General features: G+C 31.7%; 14 protein-coding genes and 1 pseudogene. 8 read left to right on the plus strand and 7 right to left on the minus strand.

Translation table 11 applies throughout. The annotated features are described in order from the left end of the window. Position 1: 1 nt before the first annotated feature. From JBKA6_RS06740 to rseP, 6 genes are all read right to left on the minus strand, one after another. A complete protein-coding gene (locus tag JBKA6_RS06740) occupies positions 2–1,717 on the minus strand; it encodes a type I restriction-modification system subunit M (protein ID WP_096687084.1) in 1,716 nt (571 codons plus the stop codon). Between the two features lie 4 nt (positions 1,718–1,721). Further along, a complete protein-coding gene (locus tag JBKA6_RS06745) occupies positions 1,722–1,946 on the minus strand; it encodes a helix-turn-helix domain-containing protein (RefSeq protein ID WP_394340178.1) in 225 nt (74 codons plus the stop codon). Between the two features lie 865 nt (positions 1,947–2,811). Then, the gene (rsgA, locus tag JBKA6_RS06750) at positions 2,812–3,732 is read right to left on the minus strand and encodes a ribosome small subunit-dependent GTPase A (RefSeq protein WP_096687086.1); all 921 of its coding nucleotides are present in this window, start codon (positions 3,730–3,732) and stop codon (positions 2,812–2,814) included. Positions 3,733–3,735: 3 nt separating this feature from the next. After that, positions 3,736–4,953 (minus strand): murein hydrolase activator EnvC family protein, encoded by a 1,218-nt coding sequence (locus JBKA6_RS06755; RefSeq protein WP_096687088.1) that lies wholly within the window; start codon positions 4,951–4,953, stop codon positions 3,736–3,738. Next, on the minus strand, positions 4,916–5,743 hold the full coding sequence (locus JBKA6_RS06760) for a DUF4292 domain-containing protein (RefSeq protein WP_096687090.1): 828 nt from the start codon (positions 5,741–5,743) through the stop codon (positions 4,916–4,918). Before JBKA6_RS06760 ends, JBKA6_RS06755 begins: the two co-directional genes overlap by 38 nt. A gap of 23 nt (positions 5,744–5,766) precedes the next feature. Then, complete coding sequence (gene rseP / locus JBKA6_RS06765; protein WP_096687092.1) at positions 5,767–7,092, minus strand: RIP metalloprotease RseP; 1,326 nt, start codon at positions 7,090–7,092, stop codon at positions 5,767–5,769. A 127-nt stretch (positions 7,093–7,219) separates the two neighbouring features. Here rseP and JBKA6_RS07650 point away from each other — a divergent pair, with 127 nt between their 5' ends. From JBKA6_RS07650 to JBKA6_RS06800, 7 genes and pseudogenes are all read left to right on the plus strand, one after another. Beyond that, positions 7,220–7,384 carry a hypothetical protein gene (locus tag JBKA6_RS07650; protein WP_157776993.1) on the plus strand — a complete coding sequence of 55 codons (165 nt, stop codon included), beginning with the start codon at positions 7,220–7,222 and terminating at the stop codon, positions 7,382–7,384. An 81-nt stretch (positions 7,385–7,465) separates the two neighbouring features. Beyond that, positions 7,466–7,993: a transposase gene (locus tag JBKA6_RS06775; protein WP_096684921.1), complete on the plus strand. Its 528-nt coding sequence runs from the start codon at positions 7,466–7,468 to the stop codon at positions 7,991–7,993. Beyond that, a complete protein-coding gene (locus JBKA6_RS06780; RefSeq protein WP_157776994.1) occupies positions 7,993–8,766 on the plus strand; it encodes a transposase in 774 nt (257 codons plus the stop codon). Before JBKA6_RS06775 ends, JBKA6_RS06780 begins: the two co-directional genes overlap by 1 nt. Positions 8,767–9,278: 512 nt before the next feature. Next, a complete protein-coding gene (locus JBKA6_RS06785; RefSeq protein ID WP_096687099.1) occupies positions 9,279–11,081 on the plus strand; it encodes a BspA family leucine-rich repeat surface protein in 1,803 nt (600 codons plus the stop codon). A gap of 331 nt (positions 11,082–11,412) precedes the next feature. Continuing rightward, positions 11,413–13,065, plus strand: a complete 1,653-nt coding sequence (locus JBKA6_RS06790) for a BspA family leucine-rich repeat surface protein (RefSeq protein ID WP_096687101.1) — start codon at positions 11,413–11,415, stop codon at positions 13,063–13,065. A gap of 652 nt (positions 13,066–13,717) precedes the next feature. After that, positions 13,718–14,611: an IS982 family transposase gene (locus JBKA6_RS06795; protein ID WP_096687103.1), complete on the plus strand. Its 894-nt coding sequence runs from the start codon at positions 13,718–13,720 to the stop codon at positions 14,609–14,611. A 320-nt stretch (positions 14,612–14,931) separates the two neighbouring features. After that, positions 14,932–15,359, plus strand: a pseudogene (locus JBKA6_RS06800) (transposase); the annotation flags it as partial. Positions 15,360–15,377: 18 nt separating this feature from the next. On the opposite strand, the gene JBKA6_RS06805 reads toward JBKA6_RS06800, so the two are convergent. Continuing rightward, entirely contained in the window at positions 15,378–16,895 is a 1,518-nt protein-coding gene (locus JBKA6_RS06805; protein WP_096687105.1) for a cell envelope integrity protein TolA, read from the minus strand. Positions 16,896–17,200: 305 nt separating this feature from the next. On the opposite strand from JBKA6_RS06805, the gene JBKA6_RS06810 reads away from it, so the two are divergent. Then, positions 17,201–18,664 carry an aminoacyl-histidine dipeptidase gene (locus JBKA6_RS06810; protein ID WP_096687107.1) on the plus strand — a complete coding sequence of 488 codons (1,464 nt, stop codon included), beginning with the start codon at positions 17,201–17,203 and terminating at the stop codon, positions 18,662–18,664. The last annotated feature ends 7 nt before the right edge of the window (positions 18,665–18,671 follow it).

Genomic DNA, 18,671 nt, shown 5'->3' on the forward strand with positions numbered 1-18,671 from the left:
ACTAAGCAATCACCTCTTTAATAAGCCCATCTGTTTCATTTTCAAGAGCCAAAATATCTGCACGAATTTCTTCTAATGACCTTAGTGGTTTGTATTTATAGAAATATTTAGTGAAATTAATCTCATAGCCTATCAAGGTTCTCTTCTCATCAATCCAAGCATCAGGAACATGTGGTAAAACTTCCCGCTCCATATAGTCTTGAATATCTTCTTTCAATGGAATATTTTCGGTGTCTCTTAAACTTGAATCAGGTTTTGGATTACCATTTTTGTCAGTCACTATTTTACCGTTCTCCATCAAAGGTCTTTCTACCGTAACCTTGGAATACCCAAAATCTTTATTATCAAATATTTTGCAGTTTTCCGACTCCATAAAATCACCGTATATTTTAGTGATTTCAGTAATATGCTCATCACTTAGTTCATTACGTTTATCGCCTAATGCCTTTCTCATCTTATCAAAGAAATCAACTGCATTAATCAACTGAACTTTTCCTTTTCGTTCTTCTGGCTTGTTATTCGTTATCAGCCATATGTAGGTGCTAATTCCTGTATTATAAAACAACTGATTTGGAAGGGCTATTACCGCTTCGAGCATATCATTCTCAATTATCCATTTACGAATGCTTGATTCGTTCTTCTTACTGCTTGGTGACCCAGAAAACAATGGTGACCCATTGAATACTATAGCTAACCTAGAACCTTCTGGTTTCATCTTGCTCATCAAGTGCATTAGAAATAAGAATGACCCATCACTAACGGATGGAAGGCCAGCACCGAACCTGCCACCATGACCTAATTCTTCATACTCTTCTTTTACTTTCTTTTCAATCTTATTCCACTTCACACCGAAAGGTGGGTTAGTGATTAAATAGTCAAACTTTTTGCCTCCTAACTGGTCATCAGAGATACTATTACCTTTCTTAATATTGCTAGCATTTTGTCCTTTGATAAGCATATCTGACTTACAAATGGCGTAAGATTCTGGGTTCAACTCTTGACCAAATACTTCTAATCTAGCATCAGGGTTTAATTCTTTTAGGTATTCCTCAGCTACTGATAGCATACCACCTGTTCCCGCACAGCAATCATAAATAGTCTTAATAATTCCTTTTTGAGTTAGTGTTTCTCTATCATCGATGAAAAGAAGATTCACCATTAGCTTGATGACCTCTCTAGGAGTAAAGTGCTCCCCAGCAGTCTCATTAGATATCTCTGCAAACTTTCTAATCAATTCCTCAAAAATGTAGCCCATCTCCATAGATGAAATCTTATCCTGGTGAAAGTCAACTTCTTGGAATCGCTTCAAAACCATGAATAATAAATTATTATCATCCAGCTTAGTGATTTGATTATCAAACTCAAATTGTTCTATAATTTCTCTTGCATCCTCAGAGAACCCGTTGATGTAGTTTCTAAGGTTAGCTGCAATATTTTCGGGGTCTTCTATTAGTCTGTTAAAATCAAATTGACTCCTGTTGTGGAATTTATACCCAGCTTCCTTATTAAGAATTGAGTCTAGGTTTTGGATGTTCATGGTCTTGACCTGTTCAAATTTCTTTAGCACCTTATCCTTTGAACTTTCTAAAACACAATCTAGTCTTCTTAAGACAGTTAATGGCAATACCACCTTACCGTAATCACTCTGCTTGTAATCACCTCTAAGTAAGTCAGCTATTGACCAAATAAAATTAGCTGATTCTTTAACGTTAATCATATATTTATTTCGTTTCTTTATTCTCAATTAATAACTCTTTCACACTTACATCAAGTAATTCGGCAATCTTATATAATACCTCAACGTTTGGTTGTCTAGCATTATTTACATAACCATTAACCACATTGTAGCTTTTCCCTAGCTTTGTAGCCAACCATGTTTGCTTAATCCTTTTCTCATCTAATACTTCCTTGATTCTGTTGATAACATGAAAAATATCAGATGTCAAATGTAGGAATAACACCCTAAATTATGGGATGAAAAAAAACAAGTGTATTTTACTAGAATATTATTATTAACTTTTAATGCCTATAAATTCGCATTTTCCTAAAGAACCCGTTTAGAAAAAGAAATACTTAGGTGGTGGATTTTTCGATAGAAAAAATAACGACCAGAATCCCTATTTACACACTTTATGGGATAGTGTCCTTATATTGATAATGATTTCCTGATTGTATAGGTAAGGTTTATATAGTTTGTAACCTTGTAAATTCCAAAAGATGTAGGCTTGTTATTGTTTATCTATGGGCTCTACTTGCACACGTATGACCGCAATACTTAGTAGTGGTCTTTTGTGCGACAAAAGCCATTTCATAGAATTGACAGAATTTCGGTATTTTAATTGTACTGCTCATTTGGTGCTACTTCTAGCTCAATGTTGCTTAAGAGGTGCTATATGGTGCATCATTTTGATTTGTTGCTTTTTGATTTGGGCAACAGATAAGCTATTAGGGCAACAAATAGGCAACAAAATATAAGAAATAAAGAGTAATTGGGCAACAAAGAAGAGACACTAAAAACCTATAAAGTCAATAAAAACAAGCAGTTAGAAAACAAAAGAAATATAATTACTTTCCCTTCTAGAATCTTTTAAATACCACATCTCTAAATATCTTTTAGAAATGATATCAGATCTTCTCCTGTTTTGAATTGTTTTAAAAACTCATCTTTTAATGAATCTTCTTTTTTTCATTTGTATGAAGTTTTAATTGGTTTTTTTTAAATATCTAAGGTTTTTTATACTAAGTATAAATTTTATACATTTTTCAGGATAATGTCAGTTCTTATTATCAGTTCAAACTAAAAAAGGGGTATTAACGGTAGTTATGGTCGTCTTCATTTAGAATATTTAGATAGCTTTTGTATCGACTAAAATGTATTTCCTCTTTATCAAGAGCTGATAAAACAGCGCATCCAGGCTCTTTTATATGAAGACAGTTGTAGAATTTACAAGATTTACTTATTTTAAATATCTCTGGAAAATAATGTCCTAACTCATTTTTTTCTATATCCACAGAGCTGAAACTCTTTATGCCAGGAGTATCTATTATAAAACCTCCAAAATTCAATTCAAACATCTCTGCAAAAGTAGTTGTGTGTTTTCCTAGTTTATGGGATTTTGAGATATTATCTGTCTTTAAATTGATATTGTTATCTATAGCATTTACAATAGTAGATTTTCCCACTCCAGAATTTCCTACGAAAATATTCGTCTTATCTTTCATCATATCTTTTAGGGATTCGATATTTGTTCCATCTTTACAAGAGATATATAAGCATTGATAGCCAATATTGGAATACATATCTATATATTTTTTCATCTCCATCTTTATATTTTCATCGTATAGATCGATCTTATTAAATAATAAGATTACATCTATTCCATATGCTTGTGCGTTTACCAATACCCTATCTATGAAAGTTATTAGCGTTTTGGGTTCTATCATGGTTATGACCAAGAATATAGTATCGATATTAGATGCTATAATGTGTGTTCTCTTAGAGAGGTTTACAGATTTTCTGATTATGTAGTTCTTTCTGTCTTCTATAGAGGTTATAACAGCGCTTTGGTCTTGATCGATTTTTATTTCAACTTTATCTCCAACGGCTACTGGATTGGTGCTTTTTATGTTTTTTATCTTGAACTTGCCCCTTATTCTACATTCTATAATATTCCCAGAATCTAAGCGAGCCTTATACCAAGTTCCAGTAGATTTGACTATAATGCCTTTCATAGATCACATTTTATAAATCCATTTTGAGGGATCTTCTTTTTTGTTATTTTTCCAAATTTGAAAGTGTAGAACCGTTTTCTCGTCGATGATATCTTTATATATATCTCCTATTTTTTGTTTTGTAGATACTACATCGCCTTTTTTGACATAAGACTTCAATATGTTTGAGTATACAGTTAAGTATTCTCCGTGTTTTATTATTATGGCTAAACTCTCTCCTATTAACTGAACTGAAGTCACTACTCCAGAGAATACCGAACGAGCATTTTTACTCTCTGTAAGTATGTGTACCCCGTTGTTATACAAGAAGATATTGGGTATGCTAGGGTGTGGTTGTTTTCCATAAGAAGATATTACCACTCCTCTTTTGACTGGCCATGGCAATTTGCCTTTATTCTTTTTGAAATTATCAGAGAGTTTTTTCGCTTCTTCTGTAAGCCTAAAAGCTTTTGCTTTTTCTTCCATCTCTAAGGCTATGATTCTCTCTATCTCCTTTTGTAATATTCTGTCGTACTTTCTTTTTTTATCTATTTGAGCTAGTATTTTCTTATTTTTTTTGCGCAGGTTTTTAATGATGTCATTTTTAGTGGTTCTATCATCTTTTAGAATACCTAATTCTTCTTTCTTTTTTTCTAATAATTTTATTTTTGCCTTTTTTATTCTATTTGATTTCTGTATTGAAATAGATATTTCCTTATTCTTTTTTAATATTCTCTCACCTTCTGTTTTTCTGTAATTAGCGTATTCTCTCATATATCTAAGGCGCTTGTATGCCTGAAATAAATCTTCAGATGACAATAAAAACATTATCCTGTTGTAGGAAGATATACTTCTATAAGATTGCCTGATTGTTTGGATGTAGTTTTCTTTGAGTTTTTTCAGATCTTTTTTTAGTTGTGATATGTGAGCCTCATACGAGTATATATCCTTAACTATATTATTTATCTCTACATCTATATTACTTATAATGTCTTTTCGTATTTCTATCTTTTTACTTATGGCTTGTACTTCAAAAACAGATTTTTCAGAAGTTTTTATGTTATTTTTTAAGACATTATTTAAAATATTTATCTCTTTTTTGAGTTGTTTACTATCCCTTTCGAGGTTTTGTTTATTTACCTGTGAGAATACAAGAGTTGTACTTAAGGATAATAATAAAACTAGAAATACCTTAGAATTATACTTATTGAACGATACGCTTATATGTTTTAGGCACTTCATAAGGGAATGAAAACTTTTTATTTATACCAGAGGTAGAAAAATTTAGTTTGACAAGAGTATTATTTATTAGATCTTCCTTTAGAGTGAGCGAAACGCTGGTGGGCAAAACGATGGAATTATAGTCAGAAAACTCATCATTTTTAAGGTATATAGCTCTATTGTTTTTATCTTGTACGTGTTGTTTAATCACCTTAAGCGTTTTAGAATTAAACCACACTGTTTTGTTTAAAGAAGATTTATCAATAACTTTATAGGCATTGGAATCTGCACTCAAAGAGGTTTTTTCTCTTTCAAATGGGAAGATAGGTTCACCAAAAACAATAGATTGCAATTGGTTAAATTTTAACTCTATGCCTAGAATTTTTTCCACATAAGAGAAATCAGTTTCATAATGAACTTGATTTATTCTGTCCATTACCGAAATTTTATCAGGGGTTATTTTTGCCCTAAAGACAGGAAATCCTAATAAGGAGTAATTCAGCCAGATTATACTATCTTTTTCTAGTCTCATATCGAGTGAAAGAGACATGTCAGTATCTTTACTTTTAATACTTACACTGACTGAAGATTCCAGAGTTTTGGGTGTGATTACTTTACCGGTATTAAATAATAACTCATCAAAAGTTATCATCGATTTATTTAGATCATCTATTTCTTCAGTATTTTCAGCTGATCTGCTGAGAGCTATTGTAGATTTATCTGATTTTATTTTTTTAGAGCTCTCTTTTTTATTACTGCCACAAGCATAAAATAATATGACAGCCAACAGTAATTTTAACAAAAAGTTCATTCAAAATTTATTTATGGATGGTATTAGCTAAAGAAGATTTTTATCACATCATTTATATTAGCAAATATGAATAGAAATAAAACAATAGCAAATCCTGCTATTTGAGCATATTCCAAAACTTTTTGATTAGGAGGCCTTCTAGTTATCATTTCATATAGTACAAACACTACATGACCTCCGTCTAAGACGGGTATAGGTAAAATGTTTAAAAATGCCAGCATCAAAGAAAAAAATGCTGTGAAAGACCAAAAATGATGCCAATTCCAAGTGGAGGGGAACTGCTTAGCTATAGATAAGAATCCGCCTACAGATTTATAAGCTTCTGTCTCAGTAGAGAATATAATTTTAAATTGACTTATATAAGAATTCAACCTCTCATATCCTTTTCTCATTCCAGCAGGAATAGATTCTATTAAGCTATATTTCTTAGTCTCTGTTTTTAAGGTCGTTAAATCCTGAATAAATTTAATTCCGATAACGCCATTATCGGGATTTACATTAAAATCTAAAGTGTTATTATCCCTTAACACAGATATATTTACAAGATCATTTTCTGTAGATTTTTTTCTTAATTCCTCGATAATATCGCTAAATAAAACAGTTGATTCTCCATTGATAGTTAAAATTTTATCTCCTCGTTGAATCCCTGCTTTTTCAGCAGGAGAGTTTTCCATGACCTTATCTATTACAGCGGGAGTATCGGGTTTTAAGAAAAGAGGATTTTTAATAATGTGTTTGATATGGGAAGGCTTTATGTTTATAGTTTTGATTTCATTGTCATTCCTCAACACTGTAACCTCTTTTGCACCGAGGACTATTTTTTCAGACATCTCCATATAAGAAATTGGCTCGACGCCGTCTATACTTATTACTTTGTCTCCGTTTTCAAATCCTATCTCTCTGCCTAAACTGTCTACTAAAAATCCGTGTTCTATATTTTTTACTGGCAAGTATTCATCTCCCCAAGTATAAGCTATTCCAGAGTATATTACCCCAGCTAGAATTAGATTCACCGTTACTCCACCAACCATTATTATAAGTCTCTGCCAAGCTGGTTTGGAACGAAATTCCCATTGTCTAGGTTCCTGTTTTAGTTGTTCTAGATCCATACTCTCGTCGACCATTCCAGCTATTTTGACATATCCCCCCATAGGTAACCATCCTATTCCATATTCTGTGCCGCCTATCTTCTTTTTAAACAGAGAAAACCAAGGATCGAAAAACAAGTAAAATTTTTCCACCTTAGTGCCGAATAATTTAGCTGGTATAAAATGTCCTAATTCGTGAAATATGACTAGTATAGAAATGCTCAAAAAAAATTGCAATCCCTTTATTAAAACTTCCTCCATTGTAACTATAGTTTACCTTTACACATTAAAGGGTGCAAATATAAGATATAAAAGCAGATCACTTAAACCTCCTTATAAGTATAAAAGTATTGACATAACCAGTACTATTTCAGTATCAATAGAAAATGTGTCATATGAATTAATACCCACAATGCCTATTCCTGAAGGCATCAGAATAGAACCTCCAGTAACTGAAGTACAAGATTTTAGAACTCCTGTAAAATATACAATAACAGACAAGAATGGAAAATCTAAAGAGTACACTTTAACAGTTAACCCAGATTATTCATAGATATATTGTTAATATTAGGCATAAAGTGTTAATTTTAGAAGGTTTTAACCAAAAATTCACCACTTTAGATATAGCCCAAAAATGAGGAATAAAAACACATTATTTTATAGAGGGAGAAAATCTGTTGAGTTAAATTTTTCATCATCAGAAATTAGCTCTGATGGATCTTTAATCATGCTTGAAAAACTAGAACGAGATCATAGATTGATTCATTATTACAGTAAACTTTTGCCTGATACTCGAGACTCTAGATTTATTATTTATACCAGAGAGCATCAGTTAAAGCAGAGGGTTTATATGATCATGTTGGGCTATGAAGACGCCAATGATGTTAATCATTTACAGAACGATCCTTTATTCAAAGATGTTCTTCAAGGTGATTTGGCCTCTCAACCTACTATATCAAGATTTGAGAATAGCTTTGACAAACAGGCTGTTTTTAAGTTTTGTTATGCGTGGTTATACAAATATGTTTCAAGTTTATCTGATCGCAAGAAAATAGTTATTGACGTAGATTCAACCGATGATCCAACTCATGGCAGTCAACAATTGTCAATGTTTAATGGTTATTATGGTCAATTCATGTACAATGAACTATTTTTTTCATGATGGAGACACCACGACAGATTATTCTTCCTGTACTCCGCCCAGGAAACAGTCATTCCAATAAATGGTATGTGAGTATTTTAAAGCGAATAATTATCAAAATACGTGAGAGTTACCCAGAGATGGAAATAATTATTAGAAGTGATAGTGGCTTTAGCTGCGCCGCTTTTTACCAATTAGTAGATGATTTTGATTTACTATATGTTACAGGCATAGCGAGCAATAAAGTTTTAAAAAGAAAGGTGTCTCGGTCAAAAAATGCTGTAAAAAAAATGTATTTAGATCAGGGAGAGAAGCACCAACATTTTATGAGTTTTACGTACAAAGCCAAGAGTTGGCACAAGCCTCAACAGTGCTATTCTAAAGTTGAGAGTACAGGATTAGGGATGAACATAAGGCATTTTTCTAGTAATATTCCCCAAAAGGATGCTAGAGAAATTTACTTTGACTTTTATGTTAAAAGAGGTGATTCGAGTGAAAATAGAATTAAAGAAGTTAAAAATATGTGTTTTTCTGATCGTTTGTCAAATCATAGTTTTCTTGCTAATTTTTTTCGACTTATGATGAGTAGTCTTGCCTATGAAATGTTTTTATTACTGAAACAGAAGATAAAGAAAACAAGATTTGAAGTAGCAAAAAAATGGTTAATCAGTTCGATTAGAACCTATCTTCTCAAGGTAGGAGCAACGATTAAAATTACCAAAAGGCGAATCTATTACCAGCTATCTAAATCTTTTGTTTACAAGGGTTTATTTCGGGAAATTATTACCCAGTAACGGTTGTTTATTTGTGAAATGAACAAGCTTGGGATAGTTACGCCTTGTCGTTAAAAAACCATGTAAAAACACTAAAAAAGAGCATTGTCATCCTAAAAAAAGGTGCAAAAAAACGACAAAGAAGATGAGTTCTCTTCGATTAGTAAAAAAGTTAAGGAAAAAATATCACGTCTAATCTATTTTAATATGACTATGAATAATGCGGGTTAAGGTAAAATCCTAAGCGACTTTTTCCGTTTTACTGCCGTACAAACTATTTATTTGCCTGAGTTCGATTAATAAATTAATTAAAGTACTTGAAAACTTTGAATTAACTGGTATTAAAGAGATTTGTGTTTATGATAAATAAAATGTTTTAGTACAAGAATTATTAAATTACAAGGAGTAATATTTTCTTTTAAATATTAAAAAAAACTACTAGCTTAGCAATTTTATTAATTGAGGTTAGAAAGTTTAAAGACTGTAAGTGATTTTTTTATAAAATAGGCTTTTAGTTTATTATTTTAAATATTTTGAAGTCAAAAATTGTACTGTTTTATTTATTTGTTTTTCAAATTATCTCCTTTACTTCTTGTATAAAAGAAGAAAAAGCAGAAAATACTTCAGATACAGAACCTGTTTCTGTGCCAGAACCAAACTCTGAGAGTAAAATATTCTCTTCTGAGAATAAAATATTATCTCTCAAATTTGAGGCTGCTAAGAATAATGGTTTGAGTGAAGATATAATAGGAGTTATCGATTCTGCAGACTCCACTAAGATGTCTTTTGTTTTACCTTACAAAAAAAGAGAATTAATAACCAAGTTAGTCCCTACAATAGAGTTTGTAGGTGAAAAAATAGAACCTGACCCTAGTACAATTACAGATTTTTCTAGATCTGTAGCTTTTACAATTACTCCTGAAAAAGGAGAAGCTAAAATATATACAGTAATTGGTTCTGTGTCAGAACCAAGCTCTGAGAATAAAATATTATCTCTCAAATTTGAGGCTGCTAAGAATAATGGTCTGAGTGAAGATATAAAAGGAGTTATCAATTCTGAAGATTCTACTAAGATATCTGTTGTTTTACCTGTTGATAAAGGAAGTTTAATTCCTACAATAGAGTTTGTAGGTGAAAAAATAGAACCTGACCCTAGTACAATTAGAGATTTTTCTAACCCTGTAACTTTTACAATTACTTCTGAAAAAGGAGAAGAAAAAACATATACGATAACGGTGTCTATATTAAAGCAATTTATCTCAAAATGGAATGTTGCTGGAGATAAAAAAATAGTATTACCTATATATGAGGGAGGAGACTATGATTTTACTGTAGACTGGGGTGACGGCTCAGGACCTAAGCAAATCAAAAATAATAATATAAGTGAGGCTTTATATACTTATACAACAGCAAGTGAGAAAACTATAACTATTACAGGAAAAATAGAAGGGTTTAACTTCGGAAAGGTTAAAGTTAGCAAGGATAAAATAGTAGGTATTTCATCTTGGGGTGATCTGAAATTAGAGAATAGTATTCAAAAACATCAAACTTCTACATCTTACTCTGGATGTTTTGAAGGATGTGCCAAGTTAAAAACATTACCTCAAGAAGCACCTAATTTAGAAGGGGTTACTAATATGCAATCGATGTTTAATGGCGCTACAGTTTTCAACGGTGATATAGGTAACTGGAATGTTTCTAGTGTTACTAATATGTCACAGATGTTTTATGGAGCTAGAGTCTTCAATGGTGATATAAGTAATTGGAGGCCATCTAATGTTACGAATATGGAATGGATGTTTGATGGAGCAGCAAAATTCAATCAAGATTTAACGAATTGGGATGTTTCTAAGGTTACGAATATGCAATCTATGTTTAATGGAGCTACAGCTTTCAACGGTAATATAAGTAATTGGAGGCCATCTGAGGTTACGAATATGCAATCGATGTTTAATGGCGCTACAGCTTTTAATCGAGACTTAAGCAAATGGACTGTTTCTAATGTTACGAATATGCAATCGATGTTTTATCGTGCCAAAGCTTTCAATCAAAATATAGGCAGTTGGACTGTTTCTAATGTTACGGATATGAGATCGATGTTTGATGGTGCTATAGTTTTCAACGGCAATATAAGTAATTGGAGGCCAACTAATGTTACGGATATGAGATGGATGTTTGATGGCGCTACCCAATTCTGCCAAGATTTAAGTTCTTGGCAAGTGCAAAATATTACAAGAATGACAGATATGTTTAGAAATTCACCAATGTCTTCTAGTTCTAGTTCCTGCACTAATAAGGGCAAGTGTCCTACAAAAATAGGCGGCACATCTGAATAGTATAAACCTGAGTTGGATTAATAACTTGTTTAGCAAAAATACTTGAAAGGCTTGAATTAACTGCTATTAAAGATATTAGTGTTTGTGATAACTAGAATGTTTTAGTGCAAGAATTGTTAAATTCCGACTAAATCAGCCTCATAAGCATACAAAAAGAGCCCAAAACTAAAGGGGTATTTCCTTAAATCCGAGTTAAATTACAAGGAGTAATATCTCTTTAATCTTTAAAATAAAACTACTAACTTAGCATCTTTATTGGCTCAGACTGGAAAGCTTGAATATTTTGCGTATTTATCTCTAAAATAGGCTTTTAATTTATTATTTTAATATTATGAAATCAAAAATTTTACTGTTTTATATACTTATTTTTCAAATTATCTCTTTTACTTCTTGTACAAAAGAAAAAAAAGTAGAAGATACTTTAGATGAAGTAAAAAATACTTCAGATATTGATTCTTTACTTTCTTTCAGTTTGAATTTTGATTCTGCTAAGAATAAAGGTCTGAGTAAAGATATAGAAGGAGTTATAGAATCTACAGATTCTACTAGGATATCTTTTGTTTTACCTTACAAAAAAAGAGAATTAATAACCAAGTTAGTTCCTACAATAAAGTTTATAGGTAAAAAAATAGAACCTCATCCTAGTAAAATTAAAGATTTTTCTAGCCCTGTAGCTTTTACAATTACTTCTGAAAAAGGAGAATCTAAAACCTATACAGTAACTGTTTCTGTGTCAAAACCAATATCTGAAAATAAAATATTATCATTTAGTATTACGAAACCTAATGATGTGAAAGCACAAATATTGACAACTATAAACGAAGATAGTTCAAGTATATCTATATCACTAACAGATTTATCTTACTATGATTTAGAAAAAATAAAAAACATAGTGCCGTCAATACGAATTTCAGAATTTGCTTCTATATCCGAAAACTCTAAAAGTATAGACCTTTCAATTATTCCTACAGGAGCTGTGAAATACACAGTAACAGCGGAAAGCGGAACAAGTAAAGATTACACTGTGAATATTACCCATGAGTTAAAAAAATTTATTTCTAAGTGGAAAACTACTTCATCCAACGAACAAATACAATTACCTATTTACACTGGAGGAAGCTATGACTTTAGAGTAGACTGGGGAGATGGTACAGCAGAACAAAAAATTACTTCTTATGATGACTATACTAAAAGTCACAGATATGCAACACCAGGTGAAAAAACTATAACTATTACAGGAAAAATAGAAGGGTTTAATTTCTTAAAGATTCCAAATAGCAAAGATAAAATATTAGATATATCAGATTGGGGTGATATGAAATTCGGTAATTATGGATGGTATTTTATGCGCTGCGAAAAATTAACTTCGTTACCTATGGAAACACCTAATTTAGATGGGGTTACTAATATGCAATCGATGTTTTATGGAGCTACAGCTTTCAACGGTGATATAAGCAAATGGGATGTTTCTAAGGTTACTAATATGAATTCTATGTTTAGAAAGGCTACAGCTTTCAACGGTGATATAAGCAAATGGGATGTTTCTAAGGTTACTAATATGCAAGGGATGTTTGATGATGCTACAGCTTTTAATCAAAATATAGGTAGTTGGAATGTTTCTAAGGTTACTAATATGTCTTGGATGTTTTCTAACGCCACAGCTTTTAATCAAAATATAGGCACTTGGAAAGTGGATAATGTTAGGGATATGGCAATGATGTTTAAAGATGCCACAGCTTTTAATCAAGACTTAAGCAAATGGAAAGTGGATAATGTTACTGATATGTCTGATATGTTTTATTTTGCTACATCTTTCAACAGCGATATAAGTAACTGGAATGTTTCTAATGTTACTAATATGCGATGGATGTTTTATGGAGCCAAATCTTTCAACAGCGATATAAGTAACTGGAATGTTTCTAATGTTACTGATATGCAATGGATGTTTTCGAGCAATACAAAATTATATAAAGGATTAATATAAAAGTGCAAGACATGTAAAACGTCTGAGTAGTATAATTATCGTTATTATTTAATAGTCGCTTGAGATAAAAAGCTTAAGCGGCTTTTTTGTTTGCAATAGGTATGTATTACTATTCTTAACTTTACAGTTCATTATAAAAAAATAAAACTGTTAAACTACCTTACTAACTAGAGTTCGATTAATAATTTACTTAATTAAAGCACTTGAAAGCCTTGATTTAACCTGGATTATTCATAGTCATATTAAAATAGATTAGACGTGATATTTTTTAATTAACTTTTTTGTCAATAGAAAAGAATCCTTCTTCTTTGTCGTTTTTTTGCACCATTTTTTAGCACGGTAATGATCTTTTTTAACCTGAGTTCGATTAATAATTTACTTAATTAAAGCACTTGAAAGCCTTGATTTAACCTGGATTATTCATAGTCATATTAAAATAGATTAGACGTGATATTTTTTAATTAACTTTTTTGTCAATAGAAAAGAATCCTTCTTCTTTGTCGTTTTTTTTGCACCATTTTTTAGCACGGTAATGATCTTTTTTAACCTGAGTTCGATTAATAATTAGGTGTAAAATAGTCAATAAAAACAATGGAATTAGATTAATTTAACGCTCTAAAATTCAACGTTTTAATTCTAAAAAAAAACAGGCATGATAACTTGCTCGAAAATCACAGAAATATTTTGTTTAGTTGATGAATTTTGTAAAAAATATTCTCAAGTTATTGATAAAGCCCTTTTGGGGAATAAATCAAAACGCCCATGCAGAATGAGTTCTAGCGAAATAATAACCATAATGATTATTTTTCAACACAGTAGCATGAGAAATTTCAAGCATTTTTATTTGAATTATTTACAAAAATACATGACTAAAGAATTTCCTAAAACCGTATCATACAACATATTTGTGGAATTAATGCAACAAAATTTATTACCTCTTACCTTGTTTTTAAAGACATTCTGTTTAGGAAAATGTACTGGAATTTCATTTGTAGATTCTACTCCGATTCGTGTTTGTAAATATAAAAGAATAAGTAGAAATAAGGTATTCAAAGGCATTGCTAATGTAGGAAAATCAACGGGCTGGTTTTATGGATTTAAACTTCATATAGTCACAAACGACCGAGGAGAAATACTAAATTTTTGCATCACAAGAGCTAATGAAGATGATAGAACGCCATTAAAAAACGAGCGTTTTTTGACTAAAATATTTGGAAAACTCTTTGGTGACAAAGGGTACATAAGCAAAGATTTAAGAAAAAATCTCTTTGAAAAAGGCGTAGAATTGATTACCTCAGTTAAAAATAACATGAAAAATACCCTCATGCCAATGATTGATAAACTATTACTCAGAAAGAGATCAATCATAGAAACCATCAATGATCAGCTTAAAAATATTTGTCAGATAGAACATTCTAGACATAGAAGTTTTGCTAATTTTTTAACCAATATTATTTCTGGACTTATCGCTTACAGCTTTTCGCCTAAAAAACCCTCTATCAAATACCCAGTCGTCGGTAACGCCCGTATTAATTCGGTTTATTAATCGAACTCAGGTTAAAAAAGATCATTGTCGTGCTAAAAAATGGTGCAAGAAAAACGACAGAGAAGAAGGATTATTTTCGATTAACAAAAAAATTAAGGAAAAAATATCACGTCTAATCTATTTTAAGATGACTATGAATAATCCAGGTTAATATGACTATGAATAATCTGGGGCAATCTAACTCAAGTTTTAACAATTCTTGCACAAAAACAGTCAATTTATAACAAATATGAGTCTCTTTAATCCTAGTTAATTCAAGACTTTCAAGCGTTTTTTACTAAACAAATTATTAATCAAACTCAGGTTATGAATAATCTGGATTAAATGGATTTACACAAACTATAAAAAATGGATTTCCTGAATCCACAACACAAATATGTTTAGTCCATCAAATCAGGAATTCCAGCAGATAACGTAGTATGTAAGGATAAAAAGATGTTTTCTAATGACATGAAATCAATACGCAATTCCCCTACGAAACAATCATCTGAGGCCAGCTCTAAATGATTTTGCAAAAACATGTGAATCTAAGTATTCATACGCTGTTAAAAGCTGGTGAGATAACTGGGAGGAATTATCTGCATTTTATGAAATTCCCATAGAAATCAGGAAAATTATTTACACTATCAACTCGATTGAAAACCTCAATGGAAAAATCAGGAAATACACTAAAAACAAATTGTCATTTCCAACTGATGATTCTGTTATAAAATCTACTTTTTTAGCTCTTAGGGAGGCTACTACAAAAGGGATAGTGTCTATTCTATTAATCCTTTTTAGAGGGTGCCATATATGCCAAATTAGTATCTCTTTTAGCTTTCTTAGCAATTTCAGCAGCAACATTAGCCCTAGCGGCAGCAGCTTGAGCTAGCTTAGCATATTCCTCAGACTCAGTATTTTGGGCTTTTTTAGCCTCCTTATCAGAATCAAAAGCAGCCCTAACAGCCTCACTAGCAGTAGTGGCAGCACTATCTGCATGATTAGCAGCAGCATCTTTAGCTCTCCTAGCATTCCGTTGAGCTCTATCCCTAGTAGTAGTATCCCTAGCAGTATCTTGAGCCCGCCTAGCATCTTTAGCCTTATTAACCTCAGCCTCAGCCTTAGTAGCAAGTTCTTCAGCCTTAACAGCAAGTTCTTCAGCTTTAGCAGCAAATTCTTTAGCTTTCCTAGTAGCCTCTTCTTTAGCTTTCCTAGTAGCCTCTTCTTTAGCTTTCCTAGTAGCCTCTTCTTTAGCTTTCCTAGTAGCCTCTTCTTTAGCCTCCTTTTGTTCTTCTGACTGAAAACTAGTTGGAGCTGAAATTACAGTCGGTTTAGTAGGAATAGAAGATGTGCCTGTAGATTTAGCGCTACTAGGAAGTATTTTAATTTCAGTTCCTTGTTGATCATCTTGCCCAGTTGCTTGAGTTCGGGGCTTTACTTCAGGAGCCAATACATTAGCAGCAGGCAATTCAGTAGTTTTAGGATTAATAACAACCGCATAGTTTCTTATAAATTCCAAATCTCCTATTTTAATCAAAACAGGTATTTCAGCTTCGTATATATCTGTGTTCTCTCTATTTTTCTTTGTAAAAGAAGTTTCTGTTTTAACACTTACAGAAGTATCGATAGACCTCTTTTCTCCCTCAAAAGAAATAAACGAAGGTATATCATTTTCTAGTGAATTTAATTTTATTTCCATGTCTGATATAGACAAAATAGCATTATCCTCATATGCACTAAAACTCGAAACTGAAGAGATTAATGAAATTTCCTCATTTAGGTTATCAATGACTTTACCTACATGAGGTTTTATATCATCCTCACCTTTGAAATCAATACTCTCTATGCCTTGTGGCGTTCTAATAGCAATGACTCTATACTTACTGACAGAATTATCTTTATCAGAAGTAACCGTGTATTCTACACCAGATTTTAAGAGATCAATAGTTTCCTCGGTAATAGATATATTTCCTAAAGATGTAGGTATATCACTTTTAGGTTCTACAGTAGTATTATCTGATATAGTAATAGTAGGAATAAATTTTTTATAATTAGGACCTACACCATTAGGTAATATTAGAAAATATATTTTTTGCCCTTTAAAATCTAAAGACTTAGCTTCTATATCTTTTTCACCTATTTTACCTTCATTTTTGAATGCCTCTAATTTAAAACTAATTATCTCTTTAAGGATTTTACTCTTGGGTATTTCACCTTCAGCAACTACTTCTGCCTTTTTACATGATAATGCAATAAAAAATACTGACGTAAATACTAATATCTTTTTTAAATTAAATATTTTCATAACTCAATAAAATAACTAGTTTTTATACCTATCACACTATTCTAAAAATAATTCTAAATATAGAGTACAAGTTTACAAAATAAATTACAAACTATAGTTGTAGTTTACGGGGAAATTGTTAAATATTTCTAGTTTAAAGAATTTACGTAGTGACTTAAGTAGAATCAGTACAGAATACAGATTTAATAAAATATCTGCATTTTTCAATTGGGTCATAATATTATACCTTTGTCGACCTGTTCAATTGGTTTGTTTATCCTCATTTCTTTAGGGAGATATTAGTAATATAAAAAACATCAACATATATGAGTACATCAATTAGAGATTTATCACCAAATAGACTGTGGAATAATTTTGAAGATTTAAATCAGATTCCACGTCCTTCCAAAAAAGAAGCTATGGCAGTAGCTTTTATAAGAGATTTTTCAGAAAAATTAGGATTAGAAACTACTGTAGATGATATTGGTAATGTTTTAGTTAGAAAGCCAGCTACAAAGGGTATGGAAGGGAGAAAAACCGTCATTTTACAGAGTCATTTAGATATGGTTCATCAGAAAAATAAAGACACTGATTTTGACTTTGACAGTGAAGGCATCCGCTCTTTTATAGATGGGGAATGGGTTAAGGCCAAAGGCACAACTCTAGGCGCAGACAATGGAATAGGAGTGGCAACTATGATGAGTATTTTAGAGTCTCAAGAAATACAACATCCAAATATAGAATGTCTTTTCACAGTTGATGAAGAAGCTGGAATGACTGGTGTTAGAAATTTTAAAAAAGATATTCTCAAAGGTCAGATACTGTTAAATCTAGATACAGAAGATGACGATGAGTTTTCCATCGGATGTGCAGGTGGTATAGATACTAATACTCTGTTGGAGTACGAAGAAAATGTTTTTGAAGAGCAAGTATTAGATGTAGATATTCTAGTAAGGGGTTTAAAAGGGGGGCACTCAGGTATGGAAATACATTTGGGAAGAGCTAATGCAAATAAAATTTTAGCACGTGTACTATTCGAGATAAAAACTGAATTTCATCTCAATGAGATCGATGGAGGTTCTTTGAGGAATGCTATTCCAAGAGAGGCTTTTGCTAAGGTATTTGTACTTGAAAAGTATGAGCCGTTCTTTAAGATAGAGTTACAAAGAATAGTGGAAGCTATAGTTAAAGAATACCAAAGCGTTGAGAGTAATTTAGAAATTAAACTCGTTTTTAATGGAAAAACAGAGAGTTTTAAATGTATGGGGAAAGTATTACAAAGTAATATTATAAAAGCCTTACATATATGTCCAAATGGTGTTGGTAGAATGAACCCCAATATGGATAATATTCCTGAGACTTCTTCTAATTTAGCGAGAGTAATTTTAAGAGATGGAAGGTTCACTACAAAGAGCTTACAACGTTCATCCATAGATGAAGCAAAAAAAGACATGGCCTCTAGAGTGGGGACTTGTTTTGAATTAATTGGCTGTTACGTTTCGTATGATGGAGACTATCCAGGCTGGATGCCAAAATTAGATTCTGAGATATTAAATGTTATGAAAAATATCTATTACGAGAGATATGATAAACATCCAAAGGTGAGTTGTACTCATGGCGGTTTAGAATGTGGAATATTAGGTGAGACATACCCCGACATAGATATGATATCTTTCGGTCCTACCATAAAAAACCCTCATTCTCCAGATGAAAAAGTAAATATAAAATCAGTAGACCGATTCTTTTCTTTCTTATTAGAAATCTTGAGTAAAGTTCCTAGCGCAGTATAAATTTTAA

It is taken from the genome of Ichthyobacterium seriolicida (assembly GCF_002369955.1).
GTDB lineage: Bacteria > Bacteroidota > Bacteroidia > Flavobacteriales > Ichthyobacteriaceae > Ichthyobacterium > Ichthyobacterium seriolicida.